Here is a 15542-nt window from a genome sequence, read left to right on the forward strand (position 1 = left end):
TTGAATGGCTACGCAGGTAACGATGTCATGCTGGGAGGGAGGGGCGATGATTCGTTAGATGGGGGTGAGGGCGATGATACGCTAAGTGGTAATGCTGGTGACGATCGTCTCAACGGTGGGGAAGGTAATGACACTTTACTAGGTGGCGCTGGCGAAGATACGTTAAGCGGCGGCGCTGGTAATGACATTCTGACCGGTGGCAAGGGTGACGATATGCTCAATGGTGGCTTTGGTAATGACACCTATATGTTAAGTCGCGGTGACGGCCACGACACGATCAACAATTATGATTATGGTACTGATTACTCGGGCGGCGGTCGCACGGATGTCGTGATTTTTACTGATATGAATGCCAGCGATATTCAGGGTCTGCGTACTGTCAATACAGATCTGATTATCGAATTTGGAAGCGGTGACAGTCTCACGATCAGCAACTATTTTAATAACGCAAGCTATCAAATTGACCAGTTCCGGTTTGCTGATGGGCAGGTGTGGACCGGCGCACAAATACTGGGTGCTTATCCGATTGTGCTGACTGACAAGAATGACCATCTGGGATTTTCCAATAGTGGCGAGACAATTTATGCCGGTGCCGGTGATGACACTATTTACGGATATGGTGGTGATGATGTGATCGATGGCGGGACCGGGAATAATTATCTGAATGGCGGTAGCGGCAATGACCGGTTATCCGGGTGCGCGGGCGACGATACGTTGGATGGCGAAGCGGGCGACGATGTACTGGACGGCGGGGAAGGTAATAACCGCTTGGACGGTGGAAGTGGCAACGACACGCTGATCACTGGTGCTGGCAACGATACGTTAACTGGTGGCGATGGCAATGACATCCTGACCGGTGGCAAGGGCGACGACAAACTGCAGGGTGGCGCTGGCAATGATACGTATGTGTTAAGTCGCGGTGACGGCCACGACACGATCAACAATTATGATTATGGTACTGATTACTCGGGCGGTGGTCGCACGGATGTCGTGATTTTTACTGATATGAATGCCAGCGATATTCAGGGTCTGCGTACTGTCAATACAGATCTGATTATCGAATTTGGAAGCGGTGATAGTCTCACGATCAGCAACTATTTTGATGGCGTGAACTATCAAATCAACCAGTTCCGGTTTGCTGATGGTCAGGTGTGGACCGGCGCACAAATACTGGCTACGCATCCGGTGATGCTGACCGACAATAATGACAATCTGCGATTTTCTGATAGTGGCGAGACGATTTATGCAGGCGGCGGTAATGACACGATTTATAGCTTTGGCGGTGATGACGTCATCGACGGCGGTACTGGAAATAATTATCTGAATGGTGGCAGCGGCAATGACCGGTTATTCGCAGGCGACGGCAACGATACATTGATTGGCGAATCGGGCGATGACGTTCTGGAAGGGGGGGAAGGTAATAATCAATTAGACGGTGGAAGTGGTAACGATACGCTGACCACCGGCGCTGGCAAGGATACGTTAAGCGGTGGCGATGGGAATGATATTCTGACCAGCGGTAGCGGCGAAGATACGTTAAGCGGCGGCGCTGGTAATGATATTCTGACCGGTGGCAAGGGCGACGACAAACTGCAGGGTGGCGCTGGCAATGATACGTATGTGTTAAGTCGTGGTGACGGCCACGACACGATCAACAATTATGATTATGGTACTGATTACTCGGGCGGTGGTCGCACGGATGTCGTGATTTTTACTGATATGAATGCCAGCGATATTCAGGGTCTGCGTACTGTCAATACAGATCTGATTATCGAATTTGGAAGCGGTGACAGTCTCACGATCAGCAACTATTTTGATGGCGTGAACTATCAAATCAACCAGTTCCGGTTTGCTGATGGTCAGGTGTGGACCGGCGCACAAATACTGGCTACGCATCCGGTGATGCTGACCGACAATAATGACAATCTGCGATTTTCTGATAGTGGCGAGACGATTTATGCAGGCGGCGGTAATGACACGATTTATAGCTTTGGCGGTGATGACGTCATCGACGGCGGTACTGGAAATAATTATCTGAATGGTGGCAGCGGCAATGACCGGCTATTCGCAGGCGACGGCAACGATACATTGATTGGCGAATCGGGCGATGACGTGCTGGAAGGGGGGGAAGGTAATAATCAATTAGACGGTGGAAGTGGTAACGATACGCTGACCACCGGCGCTGGCAAGGATACGTTAAGCGGTGGCGATGGGAATGATATTCTGACCAGCGGTAGCGGCGAAGATACGTTAAGCGGCGGCGCTGGTAATGACATTCTGACCGGTGGCAAGGGTGACGATATGCTCAATGGTGGCTTTGGTAATGACACCTATATGTTAAGTCGTGGTGACGGACACGACACGATTGATAACTATGATTATGGTACTGATTACTCGGGCGGCGGTCGCACGGATGTGATCCGATTCACAGACGTCAATTCTGATGCTTTAAGCGGGTTGCGACGGGTCAAGAACGATCTGATTATCGACTACGGCAACGGTGACAGCATCACGGTGGCTAATTATTTTAATGGCGCTAGTTATCAAATCAATCAATTCCAGTTTGCCGACGGCAAGACATTGACCGGAACAGAATTACTTTCAGCAAATCCGATTGCTCTACCCGAAGCTGCCGATAGCATGGGCGTTATGAACGCAGATCAGCATAGTCATGCTGACGTTAGTGATGATAACGGTCAAGCTGACAATGATGACGTTAGCAGCGAAGCAGATAACGACGACAAAGTGATAACAGATAGCATAGGCAAGCAGGTGGTTGCTGTGCATGTTAGCGAGGGGATCGCTGCTGCTGCTTTGCTGTTTGGACAAGCGGGCGATCGGGTGTTGGCTAAGGCTCGGAAACAGCAGGCAATTATTGATAATTGGTTCACGAAAGTGGATGGTCGTCGCGCGTTATCTTTGCAGACGGTGACTGACAATTCGACCGTTGATGCTGCCGGTTCTACTGATACGCTGCTCAATCAGAAGATTCCGCAGTTTAATTTTGATGCCGTTGTTGCGCAGTTTGAACAACTGCGCGCCAGGCCTCCTGCGGTCAATTTGTGGGCGGAGTCGGCTGCGTTGCTCGATTTGCATCTCAAGAAGAGTAATGCGGCGGGTCTTGGTTGTGATCTGGTCGGGCAATATGCAAAGAATGGCCATGACGTCGGTAGTGCAGTCAATTCGGCGCAGGCAATGTTGGCACCGCCGCATTTCGGTGCGACTGATTTGCACGGGCGACGATAGTGCTGTTATAGGAGTCGGTGGTCGGTGGTGGGTAGTTCGAAATTGGTAATGAGGTTAGCCAGCTAGTTCAATAATCTCGCCAGTTCCACCGCTGTCTTTACATGCATTTTGTCAAAAATATGGGCGCGGTGGACTTCTACCGTGCGCATGCTGATGCCAAGCTGGTCGGCGATGACTTTGTTCATTTTGCCGATCAGGATTAAGTCTAGTACTGCGCGCTCTCGGATGGATAGGTTGGCGAGGCGGCTGTCGATCACGCTGCGTGCGATTGCTGCGCGTGAAGTTTGTAGAGCTTCTTGTACGCGGTCCATCAATTTATTGTCATTGAAGGGCTTTTCGAAAAAATCGAAAGCGCCGCGCTTGAGGGTGTCGACTGCCATGGGAACATCGCCGTGGCCGGTTAAAAAAATGACTGGATAACGTTGCGTGAGTTTCCTGGCCGACAATACGTCGAACAACGCCAGGCCGCTCATCCCAGGCATGCGAACGTCAAGTAACAGACAATCGCCTTCGGGGGGCTGTGCGTCACTTTTATGTAAGCCGGAATTCGCCGTGCCGATGGCGGCAGCAGCGTTGGTTAATTTTTCAATTGCGGCGGCTTCGTTGGTGGCGATGTCGAGTGATGCCAAAAAATGTTGCGCGCTGGAATAACTCAGTGCGGGAATGGCGCGTGATTGCGCAAGCCAGCTTAAGGCATCGCGGATTACTTCTTCGTCGTCAATGATGTGCAGCATAATATCTATTCGTTATTGTCGGATTTACGCAAAATAGCCTTAGTTCAGTCGTGTCTCACAGTCAACTGTATGTCTATGCATGCCTATCCATAGCCGTATTTTCTTTTAGCTATGCTGCGATGCGCTCGATTTTTGGTCGTTTGACCTTTCCTGCCTTGTGTAAATCATATTGCAATTGCATTCCTGCCCACAGTTCAGGACTGGTGCCGAAGGCCGAACCCAGGCGATATGCCATGTCAGGAGAAATTCCCGCAGCGCCGGTAACGATGCGTTGAAGCGTGACGCGACCAACGCCAAGACGGGTGGCCGCGTCCGTCACGGTCACGTCGCCCAGATACTCTCTTAATACCTCGCCAGGATGTGGCGGGTTATGCATACGCGTCATATAAACCTCCGTAAAAATCAGTGGTAGTCGCGATAATCTACAAGAATCGCGTCACTAGCATCAAAAGCGAAAATCATTCGCCAGTTCCCATTAACCGTGATCGCCCAATGTCCTTTTAGATCCCCCTTCAACGGGTGTAGTCCCCAGGAAGGGGCTGATAAGTCTTCCGGCTTTATCGCTTGATCCAGAGCAGCCAATTGAAGCCGCAATTTAGTCGCGTGTCCAGCATGGATGCCCGCTTTGCTGCGCAGCTCAAAAAAGCGTTGCAGTTCCTTGTGTCGAAAGCTTTTTATCATAGAATTATTGTATCGTGTATCGATACACAATTCAAGTTTTTGGGTCCCGAATACAGCGTCTTTCTCACGGTACATCCGAAAACATCTCTCAAGGTGGCACGTCCAGTAAGATATTTAAACTATTGAGAGGGAGAAAACAGAATACCGCATTACGCCCTCTTCAATGTAGTCATCGCTGACTATGCGGAAAATTTGCCGGCAACGAGAACTGAAAAATTGTCCCACCGCCATCGTTGTCCGAGTAGTTCAGTGTGCCGCCATGAAATTCTATGGCGGTGCGACATATATTGAGTCCCATGCCCATGCCGTGGGCTTTAGTTGAGTAGAACGGTGAAAACAAGCGTGCTGCCACGTCCGCCGGAATGCCGTGGCCCTGATCGATCACAGAGATGACGATTTGTGGCGTTTCTGTGTCGAGATCGAGTGCTACTGCTTTGATGCGCAAGATGCGACGGGTGGCACTGTTCTCTGACATTGATTCAATGGCATTGCGGGTCAGATTGAGAAGGACTTGCTCCAGCATCATGCGGTCTGCGGATACCCATGGCAATGATGGTGCAATCTCGACCCGAACATTGACCTGAGAAGTCTGCGCTTGTAATTCGACCAATGGCATGATGTTGTCGACTAGTGTGCGGATTGCCAGTGGCTCGCGGATGGGGTCACGATTTTTGACGAACTCGTGCACACTACGAATAATTTGTCCGGCACGTTGTGCTTGCGTGTTGACTTTTCCTAGGGCCAGTTTCAGTTGGGGCGCATTGATGCTGCCACTTTCCAGCATATTCATCGCGCCGGTGGTGTAACTGGAGATGGCGGCGAGCGGCTGGTTCAGTTCATGCGCCAGCGTCGATGCGATCTCGCCCATGCTGGCGAGGCGGGCGCTGGATTCCAGTTTTTCTTGCTGTTTTCGATTTAATTCTTCGGCGCGGCGTGGTTCTGAAATATCTAGTATCGATCCCATCCATCCTGTTTGCTGGCCTTGCGCATCGACCAATGCTGATTCGAATATCAGCACCGGAAACCGTTCGCCATTGGCTCGCAGAAAAATAGCTTCATATTGCGGCGTTCCTTCGCCTTCTAACACTTTTGTAAAGCGTTCCTGGAATTCTTCCAGTGCCTCAGGCGCCCAATAGGGCATTGGCGGGACTTTGCCTACCAATCGGTCTGCGTCGAGGCCGACCATGGCACAGAATGCCGGATTGACATAGGTGACACGACCTTTGAGATCACGCGCACGCAATCCGGTGACGAGTGAGTTCTCCATGGCGCTACGAAATGCAACTTCTTGGCGTAGTGCATTTTCTGCAGCTAGCCGGCGGTGAATATCGCGCCACAGCGCCAGTAAACTCCATACTAGGCCAAGCGATAAGGCGATGACTGATCCGACCAATAAATTGGGTAAAAATTGCGGTGCGCTCTTGACGCTGTTGGTACGTAATATTAGAGATAACCCTGGCAGGTCGATTGGTCGACGATGCGTGTAGACGTCATGGCCACGGCCACCAGCGGCGCGCTTGGCGATGGTGACCTCGTCTGCGTCAGTGAGTGAAATTTCGTTATCTTGTGCAAACCACCATGGCACCAATTCATTGAGAATGCCGCTGACAGAATACGTGCTGACAAGGCTGCCGAGATATTGATTGTTTATAAATAATGGGACGCTGTAATCGATGTACATGGCGTTGGCCGTGTCGATCAGCTTATAGGGCGGCGTGTATTGCGGAATCTTGGCATCGCGTACCAGTTTTGCTGATTTAGTTGCGTGGGTTATATAGTCAGGATTCGTGATTTGCAAGGCGTCGGTTCCTGCGATGATATGGTCTTCGGCATTGAGCCAGGCGATTCCGCGTAGCTCGCGGCTGTTTTTTAATAGCGGCTTCAGACGGTCGGCAAATTGCGCAACGGTCAAGTGATGTTTAATGATCTCGCTGGCGATCAGACGGACACTCTCGTCATCGCGGTTGAGCTGAAAAGTGATGGCTTGCTCAACCCAGAGCGTATCGGCGATCAACTGGTCTTGCCGGTCATTGGCTTCCATTTGTCGGGATTGCCACGGTAACCATATGAGAACAGCCAAAAATAGCAGTACCAAAAAAATCGGAATCAGCCACCGCCAGGTGCGCTGCAGTCCCGCGGTAGTTATGTTGGGTAATCGCTTAAATGTTGTTTGTGGCATAAGGGAATAATGACAGCTAAACGCGTTTTAGCGGGGTTGGCGGTGTGGTTGTGTTGGTTTTCGCTGAAGAAACAGAGCGATTGAGCTACTAGTGTAGCTGACGAGGTGTGATAGGCGCATTTTTTGGTGGATTTTTGCGGTTATCCACACTTGTGAGTGCGGCGCAGCTTGTGCACACTGCGGCCAGATCCGGTAACAATCCATCCGTTGATCACTTGGGGTAAGCATGAAACAAAAATCGTTGGTGGCAGAAATAGTGCGTGTGGCAATATTGTTGGCTGCGACATTAGTCAGTTGCCAGGTTGCTGCACAAGAACCAATCGTTATCAAGTTCAGTCACGTGGTTGCCAGCGATGCGCCTAAAGGGGAAGCTGCGCAGCGGTTTAAAGAGTTGGCCGAAAAAGCGACCAAAGGGCGTGTCAGGATTGCGCTATATTCGAATAGCACACTCTATAAAGATAAAGAGGAACTTGAAGCGTTGCAGCTTGGTGCTGTTCAAATGCTGGCACCTTCATTGGCGAAGTTTGGTCCGCTGGGGATGAAGGAGTTTGAAGTATTTGATTTACCGTATATGTTTCCAAACTTGGAGGCCGTGCATCGGGTGACGCAAGGCCCCATTGGTAAGCAACTCTTGAACAAGCTGGAGTCCAAAGGGATTATTGGTCTGGCCTATTGGGATAATGGTTTTAAAGTGATGTCGGCGAATAAGCCGTTGCGTGTTCCGGCTGACTTCAACATGCTGAAAATGCGTATTCAATCGTCAAAGGTTTTGGACGTCCAGATGCGTGCACTCGGGGCCAATCCTCAGACGCTGGCTTTTTCAGACGTGGTGCAAGCGTTGAGGAGTGGTGTTGTTGATGGCACTGAAAATCCTCCTTCAAACTTGTACACCCAAAAAATGTACGAGGTACAAAAAAATATCACGGTCTCAAATCATGGATATCTTGGCTACGCAGTTATCGTCAATAAAAAGTTTTGGGACAGCTTACCGTGGGATATTCGTACCGCGTTAACGCAGGCAATGGCGGAGGCAACCAAGTACGGCAATGCCAGGGCTCAGGAGGAAAATGCGGCTGCGTTGGCGGCGATACAAAAAACCGGAAAAACGGCGATTTATCATCTGAATGTTAAAGAAAATGCGGAATGGCGTGCGGCCTTATTACCGCTTCAAACGCAGATGGCTGGTCGAATTGGTAAAGATTTAATTGATGCAGTGAGAAAAGAATCTGCGATGGCTGATGTTAATAAGTAACGAAGTATTTAATTTTTAGTAAAGTGGGTGTTTCAATAAAGTTACTCACCGCCGACCAGCGATTTTTTTGCAATTGCAGTCAATTTTGATCAAATTCATGTAAATGATGCCAATGCTATCTATTTTTTGACAACATCAATTAAGTCCTGATAGTTCCTGACGAGCATTTTTTAAGATAATTTCTCCATTAACATTAATTCGAATAAAACCATAGTTTTTAATTTGAATTAGGCTAAAACTATCTAGAATAACCACATTGATTCATTAAAATTATTTGTAAAAATTAGTTAACTCCTGTTAGAGTTCGTCACCCATTGAATTTTGCGCTTTAGCCCCAAAAGGGTGCGAAGCGGAAAAAGGTCCCTTTTATTTTTGGGGCCCATTCTGAATCACGAGCAGTGTTTTTTTTGTGCGGCAACAGTTGCTAAATCGTGGTGACAGGATGGATCAAGGGTAAGAATTTTAGGTTATAGGTGGTGGTGCATAAAAACGGTATTGATACCGGGGATACTGAGGAGACAGTGCGTTTCAAATGAAGCTGTTTAAACGGCCGGGAACGTATAGAGAAGTATTTGGGGCGCATCGTCAGATGCGCCTTTTTTATTTTTAATGCTTATAAATTGCGTTTCAATTGACGCTTAGTTCATGCTTAATTGATGCTTAATTGATGCTTAATTGATGCTTAATTGATGCTTAATTGATGCTTAATTGATGCTTAATTGAATTTTAATGATTACTTCTCGCATCGAGGCCCCGGCTTTATTTGACTCAGAAATTCCTGTTTTGGCGACCAAATAAGCGCATGAAAAATAGTTCTGAGCGGCAATTCACCAATGCGGGCGCATCCGCACTCTTTTCTGGCATCGTTATGGCACCATTTGGTGCGGTGGGAATTCGATCCGATTCCGGCGTCCTGCGCGAGTTGGTATATTTGCCAAAGTCGTATGCGGAAAAAGCGCCGATGGATGCGTTAACCGAACGTGCTGCACAACAGATCATTCATTATTTGCACAATCCCGACTTTTGCTTCGATTTGCCATTGGCTGCCATCGGCACTGTATTTCAACGTAAGGTATGGGCGCAAATCGTGGCTATTCCACGTGGTGACGTGCTAACTTATGGAGAGGTTGCCCGATTGGTTCAGTCGGCGCCACGGGCCGTAGGACAAGCTTGTGGTGCCAATTGGTTTCCGCTGGTGATTCCATGCCATCGTGTTACCGCCGCTGGCGGTCTTGGCGGTTTTTCGCACGATGATGAGGTCAATGGTTTCCATGTGGGAGTAAAACGCTGGTTGCTGACGCACGAAGGAGTTGTCGATCTGTGAAAAGTTTGCCTGTTTTGGTCGATGCCAGGCCGCAACTGAACATTGATAACCAAACCGCTATCGATGAATTTTGCGATACGTTATGGTTAGAGGACGGTTTGGCAAAAAATTCGTTAGAGGCTTATCGTCGCGACATGACCTTGTTTGCCTATTGGTTACAAGCGGAGCGAAAAAAGCCATTGCTCGGTATTGAGGCCAATGACCTTGTTGATTATCTTAAATTTAAATGTGACAGCAAGGCCACCTCATCGAATCGACGCCTGGCGGTTCTTAAACGCTTTTATTTGCTGGCGTTGCGCCAGAATCGCATCGCTGTCGATCCATGCTTGCATTTGCGGTCTGCCAAAGCGCCACCGCGTAATCTGAATAGTTTGTCAGAGTCACAAGTCGAAACGTTGCTGGCGACACCGGACGTCAACACGCCTTTAGGCTTGCGTGACCGCACCATGCTCGAGCTGATGTATGCCAGCGGTTTGCGCGTGTCCGAACTGGTGTTATTGAAATCGATAGAAGTCGGCATGAATGAAGGCGTGCTGCGGATTACTGGCAAAGGCGACAAGACGCGACTGGTGCCGTTTGGCGAGGAAGCGCGTAGTTGGATCGTGCGCTATCTGGCGCAAGCGCGACCGGTTATTTTATCGGGGCAAGTGAATGACGCGTTGTTTGTCACTGCGCGGGGCGGTCCCATGACGCGCCAAATGTTTTGGACGCTGATCAAGAAAAATGCGCGCTTGGGGGCGATCAATGCACCTTTATCACCGCATACTTTACGTCATGCGTTTGCCACGCATTTGCTGAATCACGGTGCGGATTTGCGCGTTGTCCAGCTTTTACTAGGGCATGCCGATATTTCAACAACGCAGATTTATACGCATGTTGCCCGCGAGCGGCTGAAAATTTTGCATGCAGAACATCATCCTCGAGGTCGTTAGGGATTTGCTGGTTGCGCCGAGGAAATCCGCGTTGATTGCGCTTCTATATAGCGCCTCTAGAATGAGAGTGAAATGAAGACTGGGCCGAATTCCTTCAAAGGCATTTGTTTCTACTGTATCCTGTGTTCATCATACAAAGTCTATTTAAAGCATTTACAGTATCTACTTAAGGGGGCCAAATTGGCAAAAACGAATTTTCAATACGAAAAGCGTCAAAAAGAGCTTGAAAAGAAAAAGAAAAAAGAAGAAAAGCTGAAACGCAAAGCCGAAAAAGGTTCTGTCGATGAGGTCACAGGTGAAGTAATTGAGGATGATGCGGACGAATCAGAAACATCTACCGATTCATCGAATGGCGCTACACCAGGATCTACGGAAGCGACACCGTCATAAACAAATACTTTGACTCCGGCGTGTTGACGCAACTGCGTTGTTTCATCTGGAGTGATTGAGTGTTGATTGTATGTTGATTAAGTGTAAAGTAACGCTGAGCGCCCATTCACATGTAGTTTTCAGGCGGTTACAGACGCTTAAGGCGTTACTTAAGTACGCGATGATTACGTGAAAAAAGCAACGAGGTAATAAGCTAACGATGACGTTAATCGGTTTGTTTGCAAGGACTCCGGTTCCTTGCGGTGACTGATGATGGTTTTGTTACTACCTCTTTTCAGACGATTCGCATTGCGGAAAATATGGTCGACATAGTCGTATCAATGATTATTCTTAAACGATGGTCCGAGCCTTGCTGGTTCGGGCCATTTTTGCGCTTTTAGTCCTATATGGCAAAAAAAGAGCATATTTCGGAGACCCCGGCGACGCAATTCTTGCGTCAGCACGGTCTATCCTTTTCAGAGCATCCCTATTCCTACGAAGAGCATGGCGGGACCGCGACGTCGTCCGTCGCTTTAGGCGTTGAAGAGCATCAAGTGGTGAAGACGCTTGTCATGCAGGACGAAACGGCGCGGCCAATGATTGTCCTGATGCATGGGGATTGTCAGGTTTCAACTAAAAATCTGGCACGGCAGATCGGCTGCAAGTCAGTGGTATCGTGTAAGCCGGAAGTCGCTCAGCGCCATTCCGGTTATATGATCGGCGGTACCTCGCCGTTTGGAGTGCGTAAGGCCATGCCAATTTACATTGAGCAGAGTATTTTATCTTTGCCGGTTATTTATATTAATGGTGGTCGTCGCGGTTTTTTGATTGGTATTACGCCGCAGATCATCGTGGATGTGCTGAAGGCGCAATCGGTGACGTGTGCACTAAAGGGTTAATAGGATTACGCAAATAAGGTGAAGTAACCATGCTGATGCAATCAAGTGTTTTTAGGTTGTTGTCTATATCGGTAAACATCATTTTTGCTTGGCTTTTATACGAATTCACAAGAAAGAAAAAGCATGAATATAGTTTTATTTGTCGTTGCCGCTTATTTGATTGGCTCGGTTTCGTTCGCAGTTGTGGTGAGTAAGTTATTTGGATTGGGCGATCCGCGTACGTACGGATCAAAAAATCCCGGGGCTACTAACGTATTGCGTAGTGGAAATAAAGCGGCGGCAGTGGTGACCCTGCTCGGGGACGGTTTTAAAGGTTGGCTCGCTGTGTGGTTGACACAAAAATTTGGACCACAATATGGCATAGACGACGGGGGAATTGCATTGGTCACGCTGGCCGTGTTTTTGGGCCATTTGTGGCCTATATTCTTTCGGTTTGTTGGTGGCAAGGGCGTAGCGACCATGTTTGGTATCCTGATCGGGATCAATCCATTGCTGGGACTGGGTGCATTGGTGACATGGGCGATTATTGCGTATGCGTTTCGTTACTCGTCGCTGGCAGCGTTGGTCACCTGTTTGTTTGCACCGTTTTTTTATACGTTGATGAAAGGTCCTGATGTCATTTTGTTAGCCATCGTGGTCATGAGCGCATTACTGGTTTATCGGCATGCCAAAAATATCGGTAATTTGTTGGCGGGGAAGGAAAGTCGCATCGGGGCCAAGAAAAGCGATAGTAAGCCAAAGATGAATTAGTTTTTTATACGGTGTTGTTATCGGTTGTTGTTATTTGTTATTTTTATTGTTTTTTTATAACTGCGTTTCTGGTCTGAAATGGTGGAAATACGCGAGTTTGCTGCATTGCCGCATTGAATTGTTTCTCTTTTTTATCCAAGTTGAACCCTAAGTTAGCAGGATGGCCATCTCACGGTGTGATTGAATGTTTATTTGTCAAGCTTAATTATGCTGCCATGCCGCATAATTTCGCATTGTGAAAACGTGTATCACCATTTGAAAGTGTAAAAAGTCTCTGTTAGAATTCCGGCATCGCCTATATTTACAATTCATAGGTGAGATTTTTTACCGTATTGATGTAAGCCTCACCCTTCCATCCGATGCCAAAAGATATCGGTGCAAAGCGCTTAAATAACTAAGGAGACTCTGTATGTCAGCCCAGCTCGACCAGGTTTTGGCGCAAGCCACCAACGATCCCGATGTCATTGAAACCAAAGAATGGCTAGATGCACTCGAAGCCGTTATTGAAACTGAAGGGCCTGAACGCGCGCACTACCTGATGGAGCGCATGCTTGATCTGGCGCGTCGTCGCGGAGCGCAAATACCTTTTTCCAGCAATACTGCCTACGTCAATACTATTCCGGCTCATCTCGGCGAACATTGTCCGGGGAATCTCGAAATTGAAGAGCGCTTGCGCTCATGGATGCGTTGGAACGCTATGGCGATGGTGGTCAAAGCCAATCGTCTGGACGGCGATCTGGGTGGCCATTTGTCGAGTTTTGCGTCGCTGGCAAACATGTTGGGTATTGGTTTTAACCATTTTTGGCACGCACCTTCTGAAGGTCACGGCGGCGATTTGCTCTACATCCAAGGCCATTCATCGCCTGGTGTGTATGCTCGCGCTTTTCTTGAAGGTCGTCTGACCGAAGAGCAAATGCTGCATTTCCGTCGCGAAGTCGATGGCAAGGGCTTGTCTTCGTATCCGCATCCTAAACTGATGCCGAATTTCTGGCAGTTCCCGACGGTATCGATGGGCTTGGGTCCGCTGATGGCGATCTATCAAGCGCGCTTTTTAAAATATTTGCACGCACGCAGCATTGCAGACACCGCCAATCGCAAAGTATGGGCATTCTGCGGCGATGGTGAAATGGATGAGCCGGAATCGATGGGTGCCATCGGTATGGCCGGTCGTGAGAAGCTCGACAATCTGGTGATCGTCGTCAACTGCAATCTGCAACGTCTGGACGGTCCGGTACGTGGCAACGGCAAGATCATCCAGGAACTGGAATCCGATTTCCGCGGTGCTGGCTGGAACGTCGTCAAAGTTATTTGGGGTGCTGGTTGGGATGATCTGCTGGCACGTGATAAAGAAGGTATCTTGCAGCAAGTCATGATGGATACCGTCGATGGCGAATACCAGAACTACAAAGCCAAAGACGGCGCCTTTGTGCGTAAAAATTTCTTCGGTAAACATCCGAAATTGCTGGAACTTGTCAGCAAAATGTCCGACGACGACATCTGGCATCTAACCCGTGGCGGTCACGATCCGCACAAGATTTATGCTGCGTTTAAAGTTGCGCAAGAGCATAAAGGTCAGCCGACAGTGTTGCTGGTCAAGAGTATTAAGGGTTACGGTTTCGGCAAATCTGGCGAAGCGCGCAACACGGCGCATAACACCAAGAAACTGGACGACGAAGCCATCAAAGCGATGCGCGACCGTTTCCAATTGCCAATCGCCGACGATCAGTTGGCCGATGTGCCATTCTTCAAGCCCGCCGACGACACGCCGGAAATGATTTATCTGCATGAGCGCCGCAAAGCGCTCGGCGGCTTTCTGCCGCAGCGCCGTATGAAAGCCGATGAAGAGTTGATCGTACCGCCGCTGGAAACGTTCAAAGCCGTATTAGAACCGACCGCAGAAGGCCGTGAAATCTCGACGACACAAGCTTATGTGCGGATATTGACAACGCTGCTGCGCGATTCTAGTTTGGGTCAGCGGATCGTCCCGATCATGGTGGATGAATCCCGCACCTTCGGTATGGAAGGTTTGTTCCGCCAAATCGGTATTTTCAGCCAGGTTGGTCAGTTGTATGAACCGGTCGATAAAGATCAGGTGATGTACTACCGTGAAGATAAAGCCGGACAGATTTTGCAAGAAGGCATTAACGAAGCGGGCGGTATGAGTTCGTGGATCGCAGCGGCGACTTCTTACTCGACCAACAATCGCGTCATGATTCCGTTCTACACCTACTATTCGATGTTTGGTTTCCAGCGTATCGGCGATCTGGCATGGGCGGCAGGCGATATGCGTGCCCGTGGTTTCCTTATCGGCGGTACTGCTGGGCGTACCACCTTGAACGGCGAAGGCTTGCAACATGAAGATGGACATAGTCATGTGATTGCTTCGACGATTCCAAACTGCGTGCCTTACGATCCTACTTTCTCGCATGAAGTTGCGGTCATCATGCACGACGGTTTGCGTCGCATGGTCACCAATCAGGAAGATGTGTTTTATTACCTGACGTTGATGAATGAAAACTATAGCCATCCTGGTTTGAAGCCAGGTAGTGAAGAGGGCATCATCAAAGGTTTGTATCTGCTCCAGGAAGGCGGCAAGAAAAACAAGCAGTGCGTTCAATTGATGGGTTCGGGCACCATTCTGCGCGAAGTCATTGAAGGTGCTGCCTTGCTGCAACAAGACTGGGGCATTGATGCCGATGTCTGGTCAGCGCCGTCGTTCACCCTGTTGGCGCGTGATGGTCAGGATGTTGAGCGTTGGAATATGTTGCATCCGACTGATACACCACGTGTAGCGCACATCACTGCGTGCCTGCAAGATACCAGCGGCCCGATCATTGTTTCTACAGACTATATGCGCACTTATGCTGAGCAAGTGCGGGCGTTTGTTCCAAACGGTCGTACTTACAAGGTTTTGGGTACTGATGGTTTTGGTCGTTCCGACACCCGCGCCAAGTTGCGTGAGTTCTTCGAAGTAAATCGCTATTTTGTCGTGATTTCTGCTTTGAAGGCGTTGGCTGATGAAGGCAAGATTAAACCAGCAGTTGTCGCTGAAGCCATTACCAAGTATGGTATTAATCCAGAAAAGCTTAATCCGGTCACACAATAAGCACTTCCGTTGTGCCTGCGGGCGATAACGTCATAGCAAGGTCCCGGTGGCACGCATGCAACCCCCTTGA

Annotated in this window: 12 protein-coding genes; 8 read left to right on the plus strand and 4 right to left on the minus strand. The window is 49.1% G+C overall.

Going from position 1 to position 15542, the window contains the following annotated elements:
* A partial coding sequence (locus tag QN379_RS10465; RefSeq protein WP_323506619.1) for a calcium-binding protein occupies positions 1-3246 on the plus strand: 3246 nt, incomplete at its 5' end.
* A gap of 62 nt (positions 3247-3308) precedes the next feature.
* On the opposite strand, the gene QN379_RS10470 is transcribed toward QN379_RS10465, so the two are convergent.
* The 4 genes from QN379_RS10470 to QN379_RS10485 form a co-directional block, all read right to left on the minus strand.
* Positions 3309-3980, minus strand: coding sequence for a response regulator transcription factor (locus QN379_RS10470; protein WP_322232586.1), 672 nt, complete (start codon positions 3978-3980; stop codon positions 3309-3311).
* A gap of 109 nt (positions 3981-4089) precedes the next feature.
* The gene (locus QN379_RS10475) at positions 4090-4365 is read right to left on the minus strand and encodes a HigA family addiction module antitoxin (protein WP_322232585.1); all 276 of its coding nucleotides are present in this window, start codon (positions 4363-4365) and stop codon (positions 4090-4092) included.
* Between the two features lie 17 nt (positions 4366-4382).
* Positions 4383-4661: a type II toxin-antitoxin system RelE/ParE family toxin gene (locus QN379_RS10480; protein WP_323506620.1), complete on the minus strand. Its 279-nt coding sequence runs from the start codon at positions 4659-4661 to the stop codon at positions 4383-4385.
* Between the two features lie 169 nt (positions 4662-4830).
* Positions 4831-6840, minus strand: a complete 2010-nt coding sequence (locus QN379_RS10485) for a PAS domain S-box protein (RefSeq protein ID WP_322232583.1) — start codon at positions 6838-6840, stop codon at positions 4831-4833.
* A gap of 226 nt (positions 6841-7066) precedes the next feature.
* Between QN379_RS10485 and QN379_RS10490 the strand changes: the two genes are divergently transcribed.
* The 7 genes from QN379_RS10490 to aceE all read left to right on the plus strand — a co-directional run bounded on the left by QN379_RS10490 (position 7067) and on the right by aceE (position 15472).
* Positions 7067-8092, plus strand: a complete 1026-nt coding sequence (locus QN379_RS10490; protein WP_323506621.1) for a TRAP transporter substrate-binding protein — start codon at positions 7067-7069, stop codon at positions 8090-8092.
* Positions 8093-8894: 802 nt separating this feature from the next.
* Positions 8895-9416 carry a methylated-DNA--[protein]-cysteine S-methyltransferase gene (locus tag QN379_RS10495; RefSeq protein ID WP_322232581.1) on the plus strand — a complete coding sequence of 174 codons (522 nt, stop codon included), beginning with the start codon at positions 8895-8897 and terminating at the stop codon, positions 9414-9416.
* 5 nt (positions 9417-9421) lie between these two features.
* Positions 9422-10348 carry a site-specific tyrosine recombinase XerD gene (gene xerD, locus QN379_RS10500; RefSeq protein WP_323506667.1) on the plus strand — a complete coding sequence of 309 codons (927 nt, stop codon included), beginning with the start codon at positions 9422-9424 and terminating at the stop codon, positions 10346-10348.
* 180 nt (positions 10349-10528) lie between these two features.
* A complete protein-coding gene (locus tag QN379_RS10505) occupies positions 10529-10738 on the plus strand; it encodes a hypothetical protein (protein WP_322232580.1) in 210 nt (69 codons plus the stop codon).
* 386 nt (positions 10739-11124) lie between these two features.
* Positions 11125-11616, plus strand: a complete 492-nt coding sequence (locus tag QN379_RS10510) for an aminoacyl-tRNA deacylase (protein ID WP_323506622.1) — start codon at positions 11125-11127, stop codon at positions 11614-11616.
* A gap of 123 nt (positions 11617-11739) precedes the next feature.
* Positions 11740-12366: a glycerol-3-phosphate 1-O-acyltransferase PlsY gene (gene plsY / locus QN379_RS10515; RefSeq protein ID WP_322232578.1), complete on the plus strand. Its 627-nt coding sequence runs from the start codon at positions 11740-11742 to the stop codon at positions 12364-12366.
* Positions 12367-12775: 409 nt separating this feature from the next.
* On the plus strand, positions 12776-15472 hold the full coding sequence (gene aceE / locus QN379_RS10520; RefSeq protein WP_323506623.1) for a pyruvate dehydrogenase (acetyl-transferring), homodimeric type: 2697 nt from the start codon (positions 12776-12778) through the stop codon (positions 15470-15472).
* Positions 15473-15542 lie beyond the last annotated feature (70 nt).

Origin of the sequence: Glaciimonas sp. Gout2 (genome assembly GCF_035018905.1) — a bacterium.
In the GTDB taxonomy this organism is placed as follows: Bacteria; Pseudomonadota; Gammaproteobacteria; order Burkholderiales; family Burkholderiaceae_D; genus Glaciimonas.

What these genes read in the sequence shown, in the direction of transcription:
- QN379_RS10470 (WP_322232586.1), bottom strand. Translation starts at nt 3,980, where the DNA reads ATGCTGCACATCATTGACGACGAAGAAGTAATCCGCGATGCCTTAAGC.
- QN379_RS10475 (WP_322232585.1), bottom strand. Translation starts at nt 4,365, where the DNA reads ATGACGCGTATGCATAACCCGCCACATCCTGGCGAGGTATTAAGAGAG.
- QN379_RS10480 (WP_323506620.1), bottom strand. Translation starts at nt 4,661, where the DNA reads ATGATAAAAAGCTTTCGACACAAGGAACTGCAACGCTTTTTTGAGCTG.
- QN379_RS10485 (WP_322232583.1), bottom strand. Translation starts at nt 6,840, where the DNA reads ATGCCACAAACAACATTTAAGCGATTACCCAACATAACTACCGCGGGA.
- QN379_RS10490 (WP_323506621.1), top strand. Translation starts at nt 7,067, where the DNA reads ATGAAACAAAAATCGTTGGTGGCAGAAATAGTGCGTGTGGCAATATTG.
- QN379_RS10495 (WP_322232581.1), top strand. Translation starts at nt 8,895, where the DNA reads ATGAAAAATAGTTCTGAGCGGCAATTCACCAATGCGGGCGCATCCGCA.
- QN379_RS10510 (WP_323506622.1), top strand. Translation starts at nt 11,125, where the DNA reads ATGGCAAAAAAAGAGCATATTTCGGAGACCCCGGCGACGCAATTCTTG.
- plsY (WP_322232578.1), top strand. Translation starts at nt 11,740, where the DNA reads ATGAATATAGTTTTATTTGTCGTTGCCGCTTATTTGATTGGCTCGGTT.
- aceE (WP_323506623.1), top strand. Translation starts at nt 12,776, where the DNA reads ATGTCAGCCCAGCTCGACCAGGTTTTGGCGCAAGCCACCAACGATCCC.